Source organism: Kitasatospora sp. NBC_00374, from assembly GCF_041434935.1.
Taxonomy (GTDB): domain Bacteria; phylum Actinomycetota; class Actinomycetes; order Streptomycetales; family Streptomycetaceae; genus Kitasatospora.
Genome location: NZ_CP107964.1, coordinates 2822283 through 2838181, shown reverse-complemented (window position 1 = coordinate 2838181; position 15899 = coordinate 2822283). Strand labels below are relative to the sequence as shown.

Annotated in this window: 16 protein-coding genes; 10 read left to right on the top strand and 6 right to left on the bottom strand. The window is 74.7% G+C overall.

From position 1 onward, the window contains the following. Positions 1-86 precede the first annotated feature (86 nt). From OG871_RS12725 to OG871_RS12710, 4 genes are all read left to right on the top strand, one after another. Positions 87-749, top strand: coding sequence for a TetR/AcrR family transcriptional regulator (locus tag OG871_RS12725; protein ID WP_371496859.1), 663 nt, complete (start codon positions 87-89; stop codon positions 747-749). Beyond that, complete coding sequence (locus tag OG871_RS12720; RefSeq protein ID WP_371496858.1) at positions 749-2374, top strand: acyl-CoA dehydrogenase family protein; 1626 nt, start codon at positions 749-751, stop codon at positions 2372-2374. The genes OG871_RS12725 and OG871_RS12720 overlap by 1 nt, the downstream gene beginning before the upstream one ends. Further along, positions 2371-3255 (top strand): amidohydrolase family protein, encoded by an 885-nt coding sequence (locus OG871_RS12715; RefSeq protein ID WP_371496857.1) that lies wholly within the window; start codon positions 2371-2373, stop codon positions 3253-3255. The genes OG871_RS12720 and OG871_RS12715 overlap by 4 nt, the downstream gene beginning before the upstream one ends. Before the next feature lie 195 nt (positions 3256-3450). After that, positions 3451-3678 (top strand): DUF2277 family protein, encoded by a 228-nt coding sequence (locus OG871_RS12710; RefSeq protein ID WP_371496856.1) that lies wholly within the window; start codon positions 3451-3453, stop codon positions 3676-3678. 26 nt (positions 3679-3704) lie between these two features. On the opposite strand, the gene tsaD is transcribed toward OG871_RS12710, so the two are convergent. The 6 genes from tsaD to OG871_RS12680 all read right to left on the bottom strand — a co-directional run bounded on the left by tsaD (position 3705) and on the right by OG871_RS12680 (position 9481). Continuing rightward, positions 3705-4778, bottom strand: a complete 1074-nt coding sequence (tsaD, locus tag OG871_RS12705) for a tRNA (adenosine(37)-N6)-threonylcarbamoyltransferase complex transferase subunit TsaD (protein WP_371503289.1) — start codon at positions 4776-4778, stop codon at positions 3705-3707. A 38-nt stretch (positions 4779-4816) separates the two neighbouring features. Beyond that, positions 4817-6013, bottom strand: coding sequence for a damage-control phosphatase ARMT1 family protein (locus OG871_RS12700; RefSeq protein ID WP_371496855.1), 1197 nt, complete (start codon positions 6011-6013; stop codon positions 4817-4819). A gap of 27 nt (positions 6014-6040) precedes the next feature. Next, entirely contained in the window at positions 6041-6526 is a 486-nt protein-coding gene (locus tag OG871_RS12695; protein ID WP_371496854.1) for a DUF2269 family protein, read from the bottom strand. A 110-nt stretch (positions 6527-6636) separates the two neighbouring features. After that, positions 6637-7332, bottom strand: a complete 696-nt coding sequence (locus tag OG871_RS12690) for a 4'-phosphopantetheinyl transferase superfamily protein (protein ID WP_371496853.1) — start codon at positions 7330-7332, stop codon at positions 6637-6639. A gap of 189 nt (positions 7333-7521) precedes the next feature. Further along, positions 7522-8295 (bottom strand): amino acid ABC transporter ATP-binding protein, encoded by a 774-nt coding sequence (locus tag OG871_RS12685; protein WP_371496852.1) that lies wholly within the window; start codon positions 8293-8295, stop codon positions 7522-7524. Between the two features lies 1 nt (position 8296). Beyond that, the gene (locus tag OG871_RS12680) at positions 8297-9481 is read right to left on the bottom strand and encodes a C45 family autoproteolytic acyltransferase/hydolase (RefSeq protein WP_371496851.1); all 1185 of its coding nucleotides are present in this window, start codon (positions 9479-9481) and stop codon (positions 8297-8299) included. A gap of 117 nt (positions 9482-9598) precedes the next feature. On the opposite strand from OG871_RS12680, the gene OG871_RS12675 reads away from it, so the two are divergent. The 6 genes from OG871_RS12675 (at position 9599) to OG871_RS12650 (ending at position 15873) form a co-directional block, all read left to right on the top strand. Next, on the top strand, positions 9599-10549 hold the full coding sequence (locus OG871_RS12675) for a MurR/RpiR family transcriptional regulator (RefSeq protein WP_371496850.1): 951 nt from the start codon (positions 9599-9601) through the stop codon (positions 10547-10549). A gap of 263 nt (positions 10550-10812) precedes the next feature. Beyond that, positions 10813-11748, top strand: a complete 936-nt coding sequence (locus tag OG871_RS12670) for a glutamate ABC transporter substrate-binding protein (protein WP_371496849.1) — start codon at positions 10813-10815, stop codon at positions 11746-11748. Positions 11749-11761: 13 nt separating this feature from the next. Then, the gene (locus OG871_RS12665; RefSeq protein WP_371496848.1) at positions 11762-12406 is read left to right on the top strand and encodes an amino acid ABC transporter permease; all 645 of its coding nucleotides are present in this window, start codon (positions 11762-11764) and stop codon (positions 12404-12406) included. A 23-nt stretch (positions 12407-12429) separates the two neighbouring features. Further along, positions 12430-13350, top strand: a complete 921-nt coding sequence (locus OG871_RS12660) for an ABC transporter permease subunit (RefSeq protein WP_371496847.1) — start codon at positions 12430-12432, stop codon at positions 13348-13350. A 292-nt stretch (positions 13351-13642) separates the two neighbouring features. Then, on the top strand, positions 13643-14017 hold the full coding sequence (locus OG871_RS12655) for a CU044_2847 family protein (RefSeq protein ID WP_371496846.1): 375 nt from the start codon (positions 13643-13645) through the stop codon (positions 14015-14017). 8 nt (positions 14018-14025) lie between these two features. Next, complete coding sequence (locus OG871_RS12650; protein WP_371496845.1) at positions 14026-15873, top strand: trypsin-like peptidase domain-containing protein; 1848 nt, start codon at positions 14026-14028, stop codon at positions 15871-15873. Positions 15874-15899: the final 26 nt, after the last annotated feature.

Sequence of the window (15899 nt, the reverse complement as noted above, 5' to 3'; positions counted from 1 at the left end):
TCCGGCGGGTGGCCCTCGGCGCTCTCCGGGCCGCCCGCCCGGGGCGCCCCCTGTCGAAAGAACTGAATGAGTGGTTCAATTCTTTCGTGGCATACCGACGAACCCCCGCCGTACAGGCCAGGCTGGACGCCCAGCGCGAGGCCGTGCTGCTGGCCGCGGTGGAGCTGCTGTCCGAACGCGGCTACGGCGGCTGCTCGATGGCCGCCGTCGCACACCGGGCCGGGATCGCCACCGGCTCGATGTACCAGCACTTCGCCGGCAAGGCCGAGCTCTCCGTGGAGCTCTTCCGCCTCACCGTCGGCCGTGAGCTGGCCGCCGTCGCCGAGGCCGTCACCCGCGAGAGCACCCCGCACCGCCGGATGGCCGCCATCGTGGAGACCTTCGCCGCCCGCGCCCTCAAGGCGCCCCGGCTCGCCTACGCCCTGCTCGCCGAACCGGCCGACGCCGTGGTCGACGCCGAGCGGCTGGTCTTCCGCCAGGCCTTCCGCGACCTGTTCGCCGCCCAGATCTCCGAGGCCCTCGCCGACGGTCAACTCCCCCCGCAGGAGCCGGCGCTGACCGCCGCGGCGCTGGTCGGAGCGGTCGGCGAGGCCCTGGTCGGACCGCTCGCCGCCGGCGGCAGCCACCCCGACGACATCATCCCCGCCCTGGTCTCCTTCACCCTTCGCGCCCTCGGAGAGCCCGACCGGGGACCTTCCCGCCGAGCTCCCGCTCCCACCGAACTCCCGCCGAACCGAGGAGAAGGCTGATGCCCGCCACCCACGAGGTCACCAACCAGGTGCCCGCGCCGTACGGTCACGACGTCGCCGCCGACCCGACCCTGCTCGCCGCCCTGCACCGGGCCGGCGCCGGCTGGGCCGAGCCCGAGCTGCACCGGCTCGGCGTCCTGGCAGGCTCCGAACAGGCCGCCGAATGGGGCCGGTTGGCGAACGAGAACCCCCCGGTGCTGCGCACCCACGACCGCTACGGGCACCGGATCGACGAGGTGGACTTCCACCCCTACTGGCACGAGCTGATGGGCGTCGCCGTCGGCCACGGCCTGCACGCCGCCCCCTGGCGCGACGACCGCCCCGGCGCCCACACCGCGCGGGCGGCCAAGTTCCACGTCTGGAGCCAGGTCGAGGCCGGTCACACCTGTCCGATCTCCATGACCTACGCCGCCGTCCCCGCCCTGCGGGCCACCCCGGAGCTGGCCGAGTGGCTGGAGCCGCTGCTCGCCGCCCGCACGTACGACTTCGGGCTGCGTGAGCCGCGCGGCAAGCGCGGCCTGATCGCCGGTATGTCGATGACCGAGAAGCAGGGCGGCTCCGACGTCCGCGCCAACACCACCGGCGCCGTCCCGCAGCCCGACGGCACCTACCGGCTCACCGGGCACAAGTGGTTCACCTCGGCCCCGATGTCCGACCTCTTCCTCACCCTGGCCCAGGCCCCCGGCGGCCTCAGCTGCTTCATGCTGCCGCGGGTGCTGCCGGACGGCAGCCGCAACCGGCTGCTGCTCCAGCGGCTCAAGGACAAGCTCGGCAACAAGTCCAACGCCTCCGCGGAGATCGAGTACGACGGCGCGGTCGGCTGGCTGGTCGGCGAGGAGGGCCGTGGGGTGCCGACCATCATCGAGATGGTCAACATGACCCGGCTCGACTGCACCATCGGCGCCGCCGCCGGTATGCGCTACGGCGCGGTGCGGGCGATCCAGCACGCCACCCACCGGCGGGCGTTCGGCGCCGCCCTGATCGACCAGCCGCTGATGCGCAACGTCCTGGCCGACCTGGTGGTCGAGTCCGAGGCGGCCACCGCCGTCGCCATGCGGCTGGCCGAGGCCACCGACCGGGCGCTCGGCGGTGACGCCGGCGAGGTGCTGGTGCGGCGGCTCGGCCTGGCCGTCGCCAAGTACTGGGTCTGCAAGCGCGGCCCCGCGCATGCCGCCGAGGCCCTGGAGTGCCTGGGCGGCAACGGCTACGTCGAGGAGTCGGGCATGCCGCGGCTCTACCGGGAGGCCCCGCTGGTCTCCATCTGGGAGGGCTCCGGCAACGTGGCCGCGCTGGACGCGCTGCGCGCCATGGCCCGCCGCCCCGAGACGGTCGAGGCCTTCCTCGGCGAGCTCGACCTCGCCGCCGGCGCCGACCGCAGGCTCGACGCCGCCGTCGCCACGCTGCGCAAGCAGCTCGGGGACACCGCCGAGATCGAGTACCGCACCCGCCGCCTGGTGGAGTCGATGGCCCTCGCCTTCCAGGGCTCGCTGCTGGTCCGCCACGGCGACCCCGCGGTGGCCGACGCCTTCTGCGCCTCCCGGCTCGGCGGCGACCACGGCGCGGCCTTCGGCACCCTGCCGACCGGAGTCGACACCGAAGCCGTGATCGGCCGCGCGCGGCCGTGACCGAGACCGCGGAAGTCCACGCGTTCTGGCGGCAGCTGGGCCTGCCCGGCCTGATCGACGTGCACACGCACTTCATGCCGGAGCGGGTGCTGGACAAGGTGTGGGCGTACTTCGACTCGGCCGGTCCGCTCACGGGCCGGCCGTGGCCGATCGCCTACCGGCACGACGAGCAGCAGCGGGTGGACACCCTGCGGGGGTTCGGCGTCAGGGCGTTCACCGCGATGCTCTACCCGCACAGACCGGACATGGCGGCCTGGTTGAACGCCTGGGCCGCCGGCTTCGCCGAGCGCACGCCCGACTGCCTGCACACCGCGACCTTCTTCCCCGAGCCCGGCGCGGGGGAGTACGTGGCGGCGGCGCTGGAGCGGGGCGCGCGGGTGTTCAAGGCACACGTCCAGGTCGGCGGGTACGACCCCAACGACCCGCTGCTGGAGCCGGTCTGGGGGCTGCTGGCCGAGTCCGGCACCCCCGTGGTGGTGCACTGCGGCTCCGGCCCGGCGCCCGGCAAGCACACCGGGCCCGGGCCGATCGGGGCACTGCTGGGCCGCCATCCACGGCTGCGGCTGATCGTCGCGCACCTGGGGCTGCCGGAGTACGCCGACTTCCTCGACCTGGCCGACCGCCACCGGTCCGTCCACCTGGACACCACGATGGTGTTCACCGACTTCACCGAGCGCACCGCCCCCTTCCCGCCCGCCGAACTCCCGCGCCTGGCCGCGCTGCAGGGCCGCATCCTGTTCGGCAGCGACTTCCCGAACATCCCGTACGGCTACCCGCACGCGCTGCACGCCCTGGCGCGGCTCGGCCTGGGGGAGGACTGGCTGCGCGCGGTCTGCCACCACAACGCCGCCGGGCTGTTCGGTCTCACGCCACCCGGCTGAGCGCGTCCAGCAGGTCCCGGTGCGGGGACGGTGCGGCGGCGACGGAACGGACGGCGAACCGGTGCTGTCCGTGGCGCTCCCCCGGGTGCCGGCCGTAAGGAACCCGGGGCCGGCCTCGCTCCAGGTCGCCCGGACGGGCCGGGATCCTGCTGCCACGCCGGGCGTGAGCCGCGGGCCGCGCGGCAGACTGGAGGTATGTGCCGCAGCATCAAGACCCTCAGGCCGCCGATGGCCCTGGACGTCACCGACGAGGACATCCGGGCCGCCGCGCTCCAGTACGTCCGCAAGATCTCGGGATTCCGCGCTCCCGCCGCGCACAACCGGGAGGTCTTCGAGGAGGCGGTGGAAGCCGTCGCCGAGGCGACCGCCCGGCTGCTCGACGGCCTGGAGGTGCGGGGTGCCGACCGGGCGGCGGCAGGATAGCCGCGCCTCCGCGCCGGGCCCGCAGGTCAGGCCGCCCGGCCGGTGCGGTGCGGGAGCGGGGTGAGCGCGGCGTACTCCAGGGGTGCGGACGGGTCGACGGCGACGTCGAGCGGGGCGGGTTCGGCGCCCGAACGGGCGAGCAGGCCGCCGATGGCGGCGATCATCGCGCCGTTGTCGGTGCACAGCCCCGGCCGGGGGACGCGCAGGGTGATGCCCGCCGCCGCGCAGCGCTGTTCGGCCAGCGCCCGGACGCGGGAGTTGGCGGCGACGCCGCCGACCACGACCAGGGTGGTGATGCCGTGGTCGGTGCAGGCCCGGACGGCCTTGCGGGTGAGGACGTCGGCGACGGCCTCCTGCAGGGCGGCGGCCGCGTCCGGTACCCGCGGCTCGGCGCCGGTGGTGCGCTGGGCCTCGACCCAGCGGGCGGCGGCGGTCTTGAGGCCGGAGAAGGAGAAGGCGTACGGGTCGTCGCGGGGGCCGGTCAGCGGGCGGGGGAAGCGGACGGCCCCCGGGTCGCCGTCGCGGGCGGAGCGGTCGATCGCGGGGCCGCCGGGGTAGGGCAGGCGGAGGATGCGGGCGACCTTGTCGAAGCACTCGCCGGCCGCGTCGTCGAGGGTGTCGCCGAGGTGGACGATCGGGTCGCGGGCGAGGTCGCGGACCAGGAGCAGCGAGGTGTGGCCGCCGGAGACGATCAGCACCACACAGGGGTCCGGCAGCGGCCCGCCGTCCAGGGTGGCGGCGGCGACGTGGCCGGCCAGGTGGTGGACGCCGTACAGCGGGACGCCGAGCGAGAAGGCGTAGCTCTTCGCGGCGGCCACGCCGACCTGCAGGGCGCCGGACAGGCCGGGGCCGGTGGTGACGGCGACCGCCCCGACGTCGGCGAGGGTCAGCCCGGCCCGGTCCAGCGCCTCGCGGACGACGGGAGCCACCGCGTGCACATGGGCGCGGGCGGCGATCTCCGGCACCACCCCGCCGAACCGGGCGTGCTCGTCCATGCTGGACGCCACCGCCTGTCCGAGCAGCCGGCCGTCCCGGACGAGGCCGGCGCCGGTCTCGTCGCAGGAGGACTCGATCCCCAGCACCACCGGTGATCCCGCCACTGTCGCCACCCGCTGCCACCCTCTGTTGCCTTGGCCAACTACCTGCACATATTGTGCAACAAGGCGGAGGCCGGGCCTCTGCGCGCCGGGTGCGACTGGATGACCGCGTACTGGCCGCTGGTGCGCCAGGGCCGGTCGGTGCGGTCGAGCTCGGCGACCAGCGGGGCGGAAAGGCCCACGGCGACCTCCGACTTGAGGGTGCGCAGGGCCGTCACCGGGGACGGGAAGTGGGCGACGCTGTCCCCGAACGGGGTGGCGGCCGGCCAGTGCCGGTCGCCGACCAGCCGGCGGTAGTTGAGGTCGCCCTTGAGGATCGTCATGGCCGCGCCCGCGAACTCGGCGCGCAGGTCGGCCGGCAGGTCGTGGAACGGCAGCGGGGCGCAGAAGAACGGGTGGGTGCGTACCTCCAGCGAGCCGGCGCCCAGGGCCTGCCAGAGCCGGCGGCCGATCGGCCCCGGCGCGGTGCGCAGCCGTTCGACGGTGGCCAGGACGTCGGCCATCGTGGCGTCGGACACGAAGTACGGCTGGGGCTTCACGAAGAGGACCACGGAGCCCGCGAGCCCCTGGGCCAGCAGATGGTCGATCAGCACCAGATCCGGCAGCAGTTCCCGCCCGGCGTTGTCGGCGACCACGCAGACCCGCCCGCCGGACGCGTTCGCCAGCGCGTCCCACAGGACGGCGCGGTCGTCGGCGAGCAGGCCCGACGGGGAGGGGCCCTCGCCCGCGCCGGCGGTGATCCGGAAGCTCAGGTCCGCACGGTTGCCCCAGAGCGCGGAGGTCAGCAGCGCGTCCGCGCGGCCCGTTTCGGGCAGCGTGCCGAGCGCGGCCAACTCCTCGTCCACCGCCGGGCTCGCCAGCTCGGCGCTCTTGAACGGCGCGAACGGGTCCACGCCCTGCCACGCTCCCGGCCGGAAGTAGCCGGTGGCGTCGAGCAGTCGCCGGTAGAACCAGCTCTCGGCCCACAGGAACGGCGCCTCGCCCCACGGCCGGCCCCACCGGCCCTCGCCCCAGGCCAGCCACCGGGCGTGGTCGTGCCAGCCCGGGTCCGGCGGCGACAGGACCCCGGACGTGCTCTCGGTGAGCAGCCGCCCGACCGCCGCCCGCTCGGCGGGCCCGTACGGCAGCGCGTCCAGGACCTGCCGGACGAGCTCGGGATGGCGCTCGTGGAAGACGGCCCGGGCGAAGGACCCGGGGACGTCACTGCGGATCACGGGTGCGGTCGGGGCAGGTGGCATGGCGGGTCCGTGGGGAGGCGGCAGGGGCTACGCGCCGGTCGTCGAGCCGGGGCGGACCACCATCATGACCACCACGACGGCCCACAGCAGGTTGAACACCCCGGCCGTCATCGGCAGCAGCCGCAGGGCGCGCTCGGCCCGGGCGTGGTCCTCGCCCGCCGGGTCGGCCGCGTCCAGGGCGTCGACGGTGGCCTGCTGCGAGGGCACCACGAAGAGCAGCAGAGCGCCGGCGGAGAGGGTGGTGAGCACGATGGAGACGATCAGCCAGGGCTGGCCGATGATGCCCATCACCTGGGCCGTGCCCACACCGAGGACCGGCACGGCGACCCCGAGCAGGGCGTAGACGTTGGTGATCCGGTGCAACAGCCGGACCGAGGCGGCCGCGGTGGCCTGCTCGGGACCGGCCGCGAGCGCCACCCGGGCGCGGGCCGGGAACATGCTGACCGCGACCGCGACCGGTCCGATGAACAGGACCGAGGCCAGGACGTGCAGGCTCAGCAGGAGCTTGGCCATGGTGCGGTGATCCTTTACGCGCGGAAAGCCGCCACGGGGGCGGTCGGCCGGAGGGCCGGCAGCACGCTAACACCCGCTTATCCGGGTCTCCGGGCCGGGGCGGCGCCCCCTCAGGCCGTCCCGATCACCGCCGGCACCGCGCTGACGACGGCGGCGACGGCGCCGCGCAGGTGGTCGGTGCGGTCCAGGATGTGCAGGTCCTCGAAGGGGTGGACGGCGTCGGCCGGCCCGTCCGTGCGGCTCAACGGCAGCGCGGAGAGGTCGAGTTCGGCGAGGCTGTCGAGGGTGGTCCGGCCGACCTTGATCAGCGCCTCCTTGCGTACCCACTGCCGCAGGAACGCGTGCTCCGGCTCGGGGTGCCCGGCCACCTGGGCCCGTTCGGCGTCGGTGAGCACCCGGGCGAGCAGGCCCGGGTCGGGGCCGGGGCGCTTGAGCACCTCCACGTCGATGCCGACCGGCCCCCGGCCGGCCGCCGCCGCGACCACACCCTCGGTGTGCGAGAGGCTGAGCCAGACGTCCGGCCGGTCGGCCAGCCGCGGTCGGCCGTGACCGAGCAGGCCGCAGCCTGGACAGTGCTGTTCGAAGGCGAGTTCACCGGGCCGCAGGCCGAGCAGCCGGGCGGCGCAGAGCCGGACCAGGACATGCGCGGCGATGAAGTCCCGCCGGCTGGACTCCCTGCGGAACCGGTCCGCCCGGTCCCGCTCCACCGGATTCAGCAGGCCCCGGTGGCCGTCCGGATGGCCGAGCACCTCCGCGGTGGTGGCCACGATCGCCAGTGGTGCCTGTTCCTCGGTCCCGTTCGGCATCCCGCTCCTCCCCTGGCCGTCCTCGGCGGAACCAACCTACCCGCCCGCGCGGACGCGTCCCCGGCCGCATCGGACAGTGGCATCACCTGCTCGTACGGCAGTTCGGCAGGTCCCGCCCGCTCGAAGGGCGGTGCGGTGCGGCCGCCCGGCTGAATCCGGGAGGTGCGCGGGGCCGGACGGCACCGACGGTCAGTGCTGCAGGACCTTCGAGAGGAACTCGGCGGCCCGCTCGGTCGCCGGGTGGGCGAAGAACCGCTCCGGCGGGGCGGTCTCGACGATCCGCCCGTCGGCCATGAACACCACCCGGTCGGCGGCGCGCCGGGCGAAGCCCATCTCGTGCGTCACCACCAGCATGGTCATGCCCTCGTCGGCGAGGGAGACCATGACGTCCAGCACCTCGTTGATCATCTCGGGGTCGAGGGCCGAGGTGGGTTCGTCGAACAGCAGCGCCGCGGGGTCCATCGCCAGCGCCCGGGCGATGGCCACCCGCTGCTGCTGTCCGCCGGAGAGCTCACTGGGCCGGGCCCCGGCCTTCCCGGCGAGACCGACCCGGGCCAGCAGCCCGCGGGCGCGTTCCTCGGCCTCCCGGCGGGACAGGCCGCGCACCTTGATCGGGCCGAGGGTGACGTTGTCCAGCACGGTGCGGTGCGCGAACAGGTTGAACGACTGGAAGACCATCCCGACGTCCGCCCGCAGCCGGGCCAGCGCGCGGCCCTCGGCCGGCAGCGGGGTGCCGCCGACCGTGATCGTCCCGGCGTCGAGGGTCTCCAGCCGGTTGACGCACCGGCACAGGGTGGTCTTGCCGGACCCGGACGGGCCGAGCAGCACGACCACCTCGCCGCGGTGCACGTCCAGGTCGATGTCGTGCAGGACCCGGACGGTGCCGAAGCTCTTCGACACCTTCCGGATGCCGATCAGGGGCTCGGTGGGCGGGTGGCCGGCGGGCTGGTATTCGGTCGCCATGTCAGCAGCCCCCGGGGCCGTCGTAGACGTTCCAGGGCAGCGGGCGGTACGGCGTGCCGCAGGGAAGCCCGGCCGCGACGTGGTACTCGCCGGTGGTCAGGTCGACGATGTTGGAGGCGATGGTGCTGGTCTGCAGCAGCGGGTCGGTCTGCGGGTCGGGGTGGTTGCAGACCGAGTGCGGCAGGCCGAAGTGGTCGCCGAGGGCCTGCTCGATGACACCGCGGACGTCCTCCGGCTCGGAGAGGTCACGGGCCCGGCGCAGTGCCGCCTCGATCAGCGGGACCCGGTAGAGCGAGTCCACCGAGAAGGGACGGTAGCTGTCGGCCAACTGCGGTGGTACGGCGGCCTGGTAGTGGTTGCCGTGCACCAGCAGGCCCTGCTCGGGGTAGAGCCACTGGTGCCGCCCGGGGGTGGTCTCCAGATCGATCGAGACGCCGTCGCGGTGGGTGTACAGCAGGTTGGTGGGGATCTGCTGGCGGGCGGAGAACGGCACCTGGAGGGCGTCCTTGAAGTTCGCCTGGTCCAGGATCCGCCGTCGGATGAAGGTCTGCGGGACGCCGATCTCGTCGCCGAAGCGGCCGCCGAGCCCGTTGGCGTTCAGGGCGATGCCCGCGGAGTTGGCGCCGTGCCGGCCGATCTGCCCGGCCTCGACCACCATCACCACGGTGGGGCGCGGCGGCTGCACCACGCGCAGGGCGACCAGGGTCCGGCCGGCGCCGGTGCGCCAGTCCCAGTTCTGCCCGGCCCAGACGTGCCCGTCGCCGGCGGCGGGGGGCAGCAGGGCGAAGGAGGAGCAGCCGTCGGCCGCCTCGGCGGGCTCGGCGTCGGCCTCGGCCCCGGCGGTCCCGGGTGCCTGTGGCGGCCGGCCCATCCGGGCGAAGGTGCGGTCGTAGACGATCTCGCCGCGGGCGTTGAGGGCCATCAGGTCGAGCAGGCCCGTCCCGGCGCCTTCGGCGACGCCGCGCAGTTCCTCCAGCAGGTCGGGCGCGAAGTCCTCGACGAGCGGCACCCACAGCCGGGCCCGCTCGGTGACCCCGTGCCAGTCCAGCCGGCTGCCTCGGGCGAAGGACTCGCCGTAGAACTCCAGCGCCGCCTCGATCTGGGGGCGGGCGGCCTCCCCGTACGTGCGGCCGCGCTCCCGCGGGGGCCCGGAGATCTCGATCACGGGGATGGGCGGTGTGTGCATGGACTTCCCTCGGGTGCTGAGCGGACCGCTCTGTAGCATCGACTACAAGCGCGACGCATTTCGTAGCTGTAGTGCTGCCAGAGCGTAGCCGAAACTACAATGGAGTCAAGTACTGTCATGAGGACTACTTCAGCCGCCGGCGAGGCCGGTGCCGCCGGTTTCCACGCCCGGGTCGCCGAACAGCTGGCCACGCTCTCCCCGGCCGAGCGGCGGGTCGCGGAGTATCTGCGCAACCACGTCCAGGACGTGCCGTTCGCCACCGCCGAACAGCTGGCCCGCGCCTCCGGCACCAGCGACGCCACCGTCGTACGCACCGCCAAGGCGCTCGGCTACAGCGGGCTGCCCGACCTCAAGCGGGAGCTCGGCCGGCACTTCGTGGACAGCAGCCGGCCGTCCGCGGTGCGCCGCCGCCCGGTCGACGGGGACGCCGGGACGGTGATCGACCAGGTCTTCGACGAGGCCGTGGACCGGCTGCAGCAGACCCGCCACCGGCTCGACCCGGCCGCCTTCCGGCAGGCGGTCGACCTGCTCTCCGGGGCGCGCGAGGTGATGGCCTTCGGCGTGGGCGCGTCCGAACTGGTGGCCCGCCACCTCGCCCTGCGGCTCGCCCGGCTGGGGCGGCGGACCAGGGTCGCCGCGTCCACGGGTTTCCACCTCGCGGACGCGCTGCTGCCGCTGTCCGCGCAGGACGTCCTGGTGGTCTACGCGCCCGGTCGGCTGCTGGACGACCTGGAGGTGGTGCTGGACCACGCCGCGCAGGTGGGGGCCGCCCGGATCCTGGTCACCGACTCGCTCGGACCCGTCCTCCAGGACCGGGTCGACGTGGTGCTGACGGCACTGTTCTCCAGCGGCGGCCTGGCCGGGGAGGAGCTGGCCTCGATCGCGCTCAACGACGCCCTGCTGCTGGCCGTGCAGGCCGAGGACGCCGACCGGGCGGCGGCCGCGGGCGAGACGCTGAACCGGCTGCGCGAGGCGCTGACCGGCCGCGATCCGGCGGTCTACGTCCCGCGTCGGGCGGCCCAGCGCAGGGGGGCCGCGGGCGCGGAGGGCCGAGCTGCGGAGGGCTGAACCGCGAGGGCGCGGCGGCACGGCCGCGGGGCGGTACGGGCGGGCCGCGGGGCGGGGGCGGACGGGCAGCAGCTGTGGCGGGGCCCTTGACAGCGGCCTCGGGGCGGCTAGGGTGAGCGCCTACTACCGGTTCTACCAATCCTGTAGTACCCACGACAGAACGGCTGCCGCGGCTACGTGCCGCGGACAGCCGGACCCCCCGCCCCGCCCTGTCGGCACCGCCCACCGCCGCGCCCCTCCGCGGCCAGCGAAAGGACCAGGTCATGACCGTCAGGAGAGTCGTCGCCCTCGCGGCCGCCGTCGTCTGCGCCACCTCGGTGATCACCGCCTGTGGCTCGGGCGCCGCCCCGCTGCCCTCCGACACCGGCCCGGCCGGCTCGCTGCTCTCGAAGGCGCCGGTCGGCAAGAACCTGCCGGCCAGCCCGACGCTGGACCGCATCCGCCGGAACGGCCACCTGACCGCCGGGGCCTCCGACACCAGCCCGGGCTTCTCCGAGAAGAACCCGCTGACCGACGACTACCAGGGCTTCGAGAGCGACCTCACCCAGCTGCTGGCCAAGTACCTGCTGGGCAAGCCCGCGGTCGAACATGTCGGGGTGACCGCGGACACCCGTGAGGCGCTGCTCCAGAACAACACCGTCGACGTCGTCATATCCACCTACCTGATCACGCCCGAGCGGCTGAAGAAGGTCTCCTTCGGCGGCCCCTACATGAACCTCGGCCAGGCCCTCCTGGTCCGCAAGGGCACGACCGGCATCGCGGGTGTCAACGACCTCAACGGCCGCAAGGTGATCACCACGGCCGGCCCCGCGGTGGAGGCGCTGAAGAAGGCGGCGCCGAACGCGGAACCGGTGGTCTTCCAGACCGTCAGCCAGTGCCTCCAGGCGCTGCACGACGGCCGCGGCGACGCCTTCGTCAACAACCAGGCCGTCGCGATCGCCCAGGCGAAGAAGGATCCGGCGCTGGAGATGCTCTCCTTCACCTACGGCGCCTCGATGTACGGGGTGGGCCTGCCGAAGGACGACCCGGCGTTCACCCGGATCGTCAACGACTTCTTCACGGAGATCGAGCAGGACGGGCTGTGGAAGCAGGCCTGGGAGGACAACGTCACGCCGCTCACCAAGGCGCCGGCGCCCACGCCCCCGCCCGTCGGCGACCTGGGGATCACCCCGGCCCCCGCCCCCTCCGCATCCTCCTGAACGGAACGCCGCCGTGAACGTCGTCGCCGACCACCTCGGTGAGATCCTGGCCGGCTTCGGCCGGACCGTCCTGCTCACCGTCGCCGGCTACACCGCCGCGCTCCTGCTCGGCGGCGTGCTCGGACTGTGCCGGGTCGCCCCGCTGCGCGTGCTGCGCGCGGTGGGCGCGGTCTACGTCCACACCTTCCGCAACCTGCCGCTGCTGCTGGTCGTGGTGGTGTCGGTGTTCGTCCTGCCGCAGCTCGGCCTCACCCTGCCGCTGGAACCGTCGCTGGTCGTCGGCCTGTCGCTGTACGTGGCCGGCTACGTCTGCGAGATCCTGCGCTCCGGTCTGGAGACCGTCCCGGTCGGGCAGATCGAGGCGGGCCGGGCCCTGGGGCTCACGACCGGGCAGTGCCTGCGGCTGATCGTGCTCCCGCAGGCGCTGCGCGCGATGATCCAGCCGCTGGGCAACATGTTCATCGCCTGCGCCCTGGGCAGTGCGGTCGGCTCGGTCGCCGGGGTCAACGAACTGTCCGGTGTGATCCGGCAGTTGAACGTCCAGTACGTCGAACCGCTGGCGCTGTTCGGCACCGCCACCCTGCTCTACGTGGCGCTCACCCTGGCCGGCGGCATGGCGACCGGCGCGCTGGAGCGACGCTTCCGGATCCACCGATGAACAAGGCAGCCCGAGGTGAAGCCGTGATCGACACCCTCCGACCGACCGCGCCGGCGCCGGCCTCCCCGGCGGGCGGCCCGGTGGCCGGGCTCCGCCGGGCCGTCGCCCCGACCCCGCTGCAGGGAGCCGCGGGCGTGCTGTTCGAACCGCCCGGCCCGCGCGGGCGCAGGCAGCGGCGGATCGCCTCGGCCGGCGCCTGCGCGCTGATCGTGCTGCTGCTCGCCGCTCTGCTCGCCCAACTCGGCGCGCACGGCCAGCTCGACGCGGCCAAGTGGCAGCCGCTGCTGACCGTCCCGGCCCAGCGGTTCCTGTTCAGCGCGCTCGGCAACACGATCGTGGCCGGTCTGGTGTCGATCGCGATCGGCCTGCCGGCCGGCGCGCTGCTGGGCCTGCTGCGGCTCTCCCGGCGGCCCGCCGTCGCACTGCCCGCCGCGGCGGTGGTGGAGCTGCTGCGGTCGCTGCCGCTGCTGTTCCTGGTCTACTTCTTCCTGCTCGGGCTGCCCGCACTGGGCGTGCGGATGTCGCCGTTCTGGCAGCTGGTCGTCCCCATCGTGCTGCACGGCGCGGGCAACTTCGCGGAGATCTTCCGGGCCGGCGTGCTCGCCCTCCCGCGCGGCCAGAGCGAGGCCGGCTACGCCATCGGCCTGCGGCACGGCCAGGTCATGCGGCTGATCGTGCTGCCGCAGGCCGTCCGGGCCCTGCTGCCGACCATCATCGGCCAGGCGGTGCGGGCGCTGAAGGAGACCACCCTCGGCTACGTGGTCAGCTACCCCGAGCTGATGCACCAGGGCAATGTGCTGGCCTCCTACCTCGGCCACGACTTCCTGCAGGTGTACTTCGAGATCGCGCTGGTGTTCGTGGCGCTCAACTGGCTGCTCTCCCGCTGCGCGGAGTGGCTGGAGACCCGCACCCGCGGCGGGGCCGGGGCCGGGGCCGTCGCCTAGGCCTGGCCCGGCCGCCGGGAAGTGCTCGACGGTCCGCCGCTCCCCGGCGAGGTCGGCCGGTTGTTCGTCGGCCACCCGGCCCGGCAGGCGCTCGATCCGGGGCGGCAGGACCCTTGGCTCCAGAGGTCCCATGGTGCCGACGGTACGTGCTGGCCTACTGTCATGTCCCGTGAACCGTACGGGAGACAGCTCACACCGCGATCGGGTTTGACCGCCGCGTGGCGCGTGCAGGCTCTGCAACGACCGCCCGAGGCCGGATCGGACCACCACACATGTCTTTGGGGGGAGTGCCGTGCCGGACTACATCGAGTTCCTGACCGACGAGGGCGCCGTGGTCCGCGTCGAGACCGCCGCCGCCGAGGAAGGCCACCTCGGTGCGGACGACGGGCCGTACGGTATGCAGCCGGTCGGCCGGGCCCCGGGCGGGCAGGTCCGGCAGGCCGCTGCCGGGTTCGAGGAGGCGCTCGGCGGTGTCCGGGCCGCGGCCGAGTCCGCCCTGGCGGTCTTCCGCGACGGCCGGCTGCGCCCCGACGGCGTGGAGATCGAGTTCGGGATCAAGCTCACCGCGGAGGCCGGCGCGCTGATCGCCCGCACCGGCGGCGAGGCACACCTGACCGTCAGACTCTCCTGGGGGAGGGGAGGTTCAGCCGCCGCGGACCGGTCCTGAGCCCGCCGATGCAGGAGGCTCGCTGGCTGGCCAGGATCGACACCGAGGAGGCCGTCCCGACCGTCGGGGCCGGGATGCTGATCTCCGAGCGGGAGGTGCTCACCTGCGCCCACGTCGTCCAGGGTGCCCGGCGGGCCACCGTCCGGCTGGTCAACCGCCCCGACCACCCCGGGCTGCCCGCCGGTGTGGTGCTGCGCGGGCCCTGGCCCGGGCGCCCGGCCGGCGGCGGCGACGTGGCCGTGCTGCTGCTGGACCGCCCGGTGCCTCCGGAGGTGGCCGAGCCGGCGGTGTTCGCCGCGCCGCACCGCTGGGCCCGGCGGCCCGCGGCGCTCGCCGCGTACGGCTTCCCGATCGGCCACGACAGCGGCCTGAGCAGCGAGGTCAGGCTCACCCGGGGGGCCTTTCGGATCGGCGGCGAGCAGCTCCAGCTGGAGCACGAGGGCACCGGGATGCCGCTCTCCCCGGGCTTCAGCGGCGGGCCGGTGGTGCTCGCCGACACCGGGGAGGTGGTCGGCATGGTGACGGCGGCCCAGGACACCGTCGGCATCCCGCGCAGCCCGGGGGACCGCGGCCGGCCGGCCGTCCGGCTCGGCCGGATGCTGCCCGGGGAGGTGATCGCCGGGTACGTCCCGCAGCTCGCCGACCGCCTGCCGGACCTGCCCCTGCCGGCGCCCGCCGTGCGGGAGCTGAGGCTGCTGCTGGCCGGCGCCGTACCGCCCGCGGACCCGCTGGAGCTGTACCGCGCGGCCGTCGGCCCGCTCGGCTGCCAGGAGCCGGCCAGCCGCCCGACCGGACTCTGGGAGGCCTGCTGGTACCTGCTCACCGAGACCATGGCGCAGCCCGGCCGGGCCCACCCGGTCCTGGCCTTCGCGGACCGGACGGCGCAGGCCGCCGAGGCCGCCGGCGCCGGACCGCTCGGACCGGGCCTGCGGCGCTGGCTGGAGGAGTGGTCCCCGGCGCACCCGGCGCCCCCCGAGCCGTCGTTCGGCGCGCCGCCCGCCGCCCGCCGGGGCGAGCGCTGGCGCCCGATCCTGGTGGAGCTCAGCCCCAGCGGCGCCGGCCGGGACCTCTTCCACGTCACCGTCTCCGCCGTCCGGGCCGGCCGGCCGGTCAATCCGCACAGCAGCGCCGCCCTCGGGCTGGGCGAGGGCATGAAGACCTTCGTCCGGGAGCGGATCGACCACGAGCTCGGCCGGCTGGAGACGGACGGCGCCGAGCTGGTGGTCTTCTCCCTGCCCCGCAGGCTGCTCACCGAGCCCGTGCACGGCTGGGCCAGGGAGCAGGACTACGGGCCGCTCGGGGCGGACCACGCCGTCGTGGTGGTCGACGAGCAGCGCCGCTCGGACCCGGCCGACCGGCTCCAACTGGAGCGCAAGTGGGCGCCGTTGCGCGGGCACCGGACGACCCGGCTGCACTCCGTGGGCTGCACCGACCCGCCGGACCACAAGAAGCTCTACCACCACCTGCGCCCGCCCGAGCGGCCCGAGCTGCCCGCCTTCCCCGGCCCGCCGCACGGAGCCCCGTACGACCGGCTGCTGGCCGCCGCGCTCAAGGCCGGCGCCCCGGCCGTGCTCTGGGCCCGGTGCCCCTGCACCACCGAGCACGCGCCCGCGCGCGCCTGTCGCGGGGGTCGGTTCCTCGCCAGACTGGCGGACGAACTGGTCGATGTTTCCCCGCTCGATCTCCCGCGCAGGGTCAAGGAGTTGCGGCACCGGGTGGAGGAGAGTGACGATCCTCGGGGGCACTGGGCGGCGGACCTGGTGCTGCTCTGGGAGGACCCGGCGGTCGTTCCGAGTCCGGCGCGCCCGTTCCGCACCGTCCCGACCGCACCACCGACCCGCACCACCGACCCGTGACGGGGCACCCCGGGCCCCGGCCGACA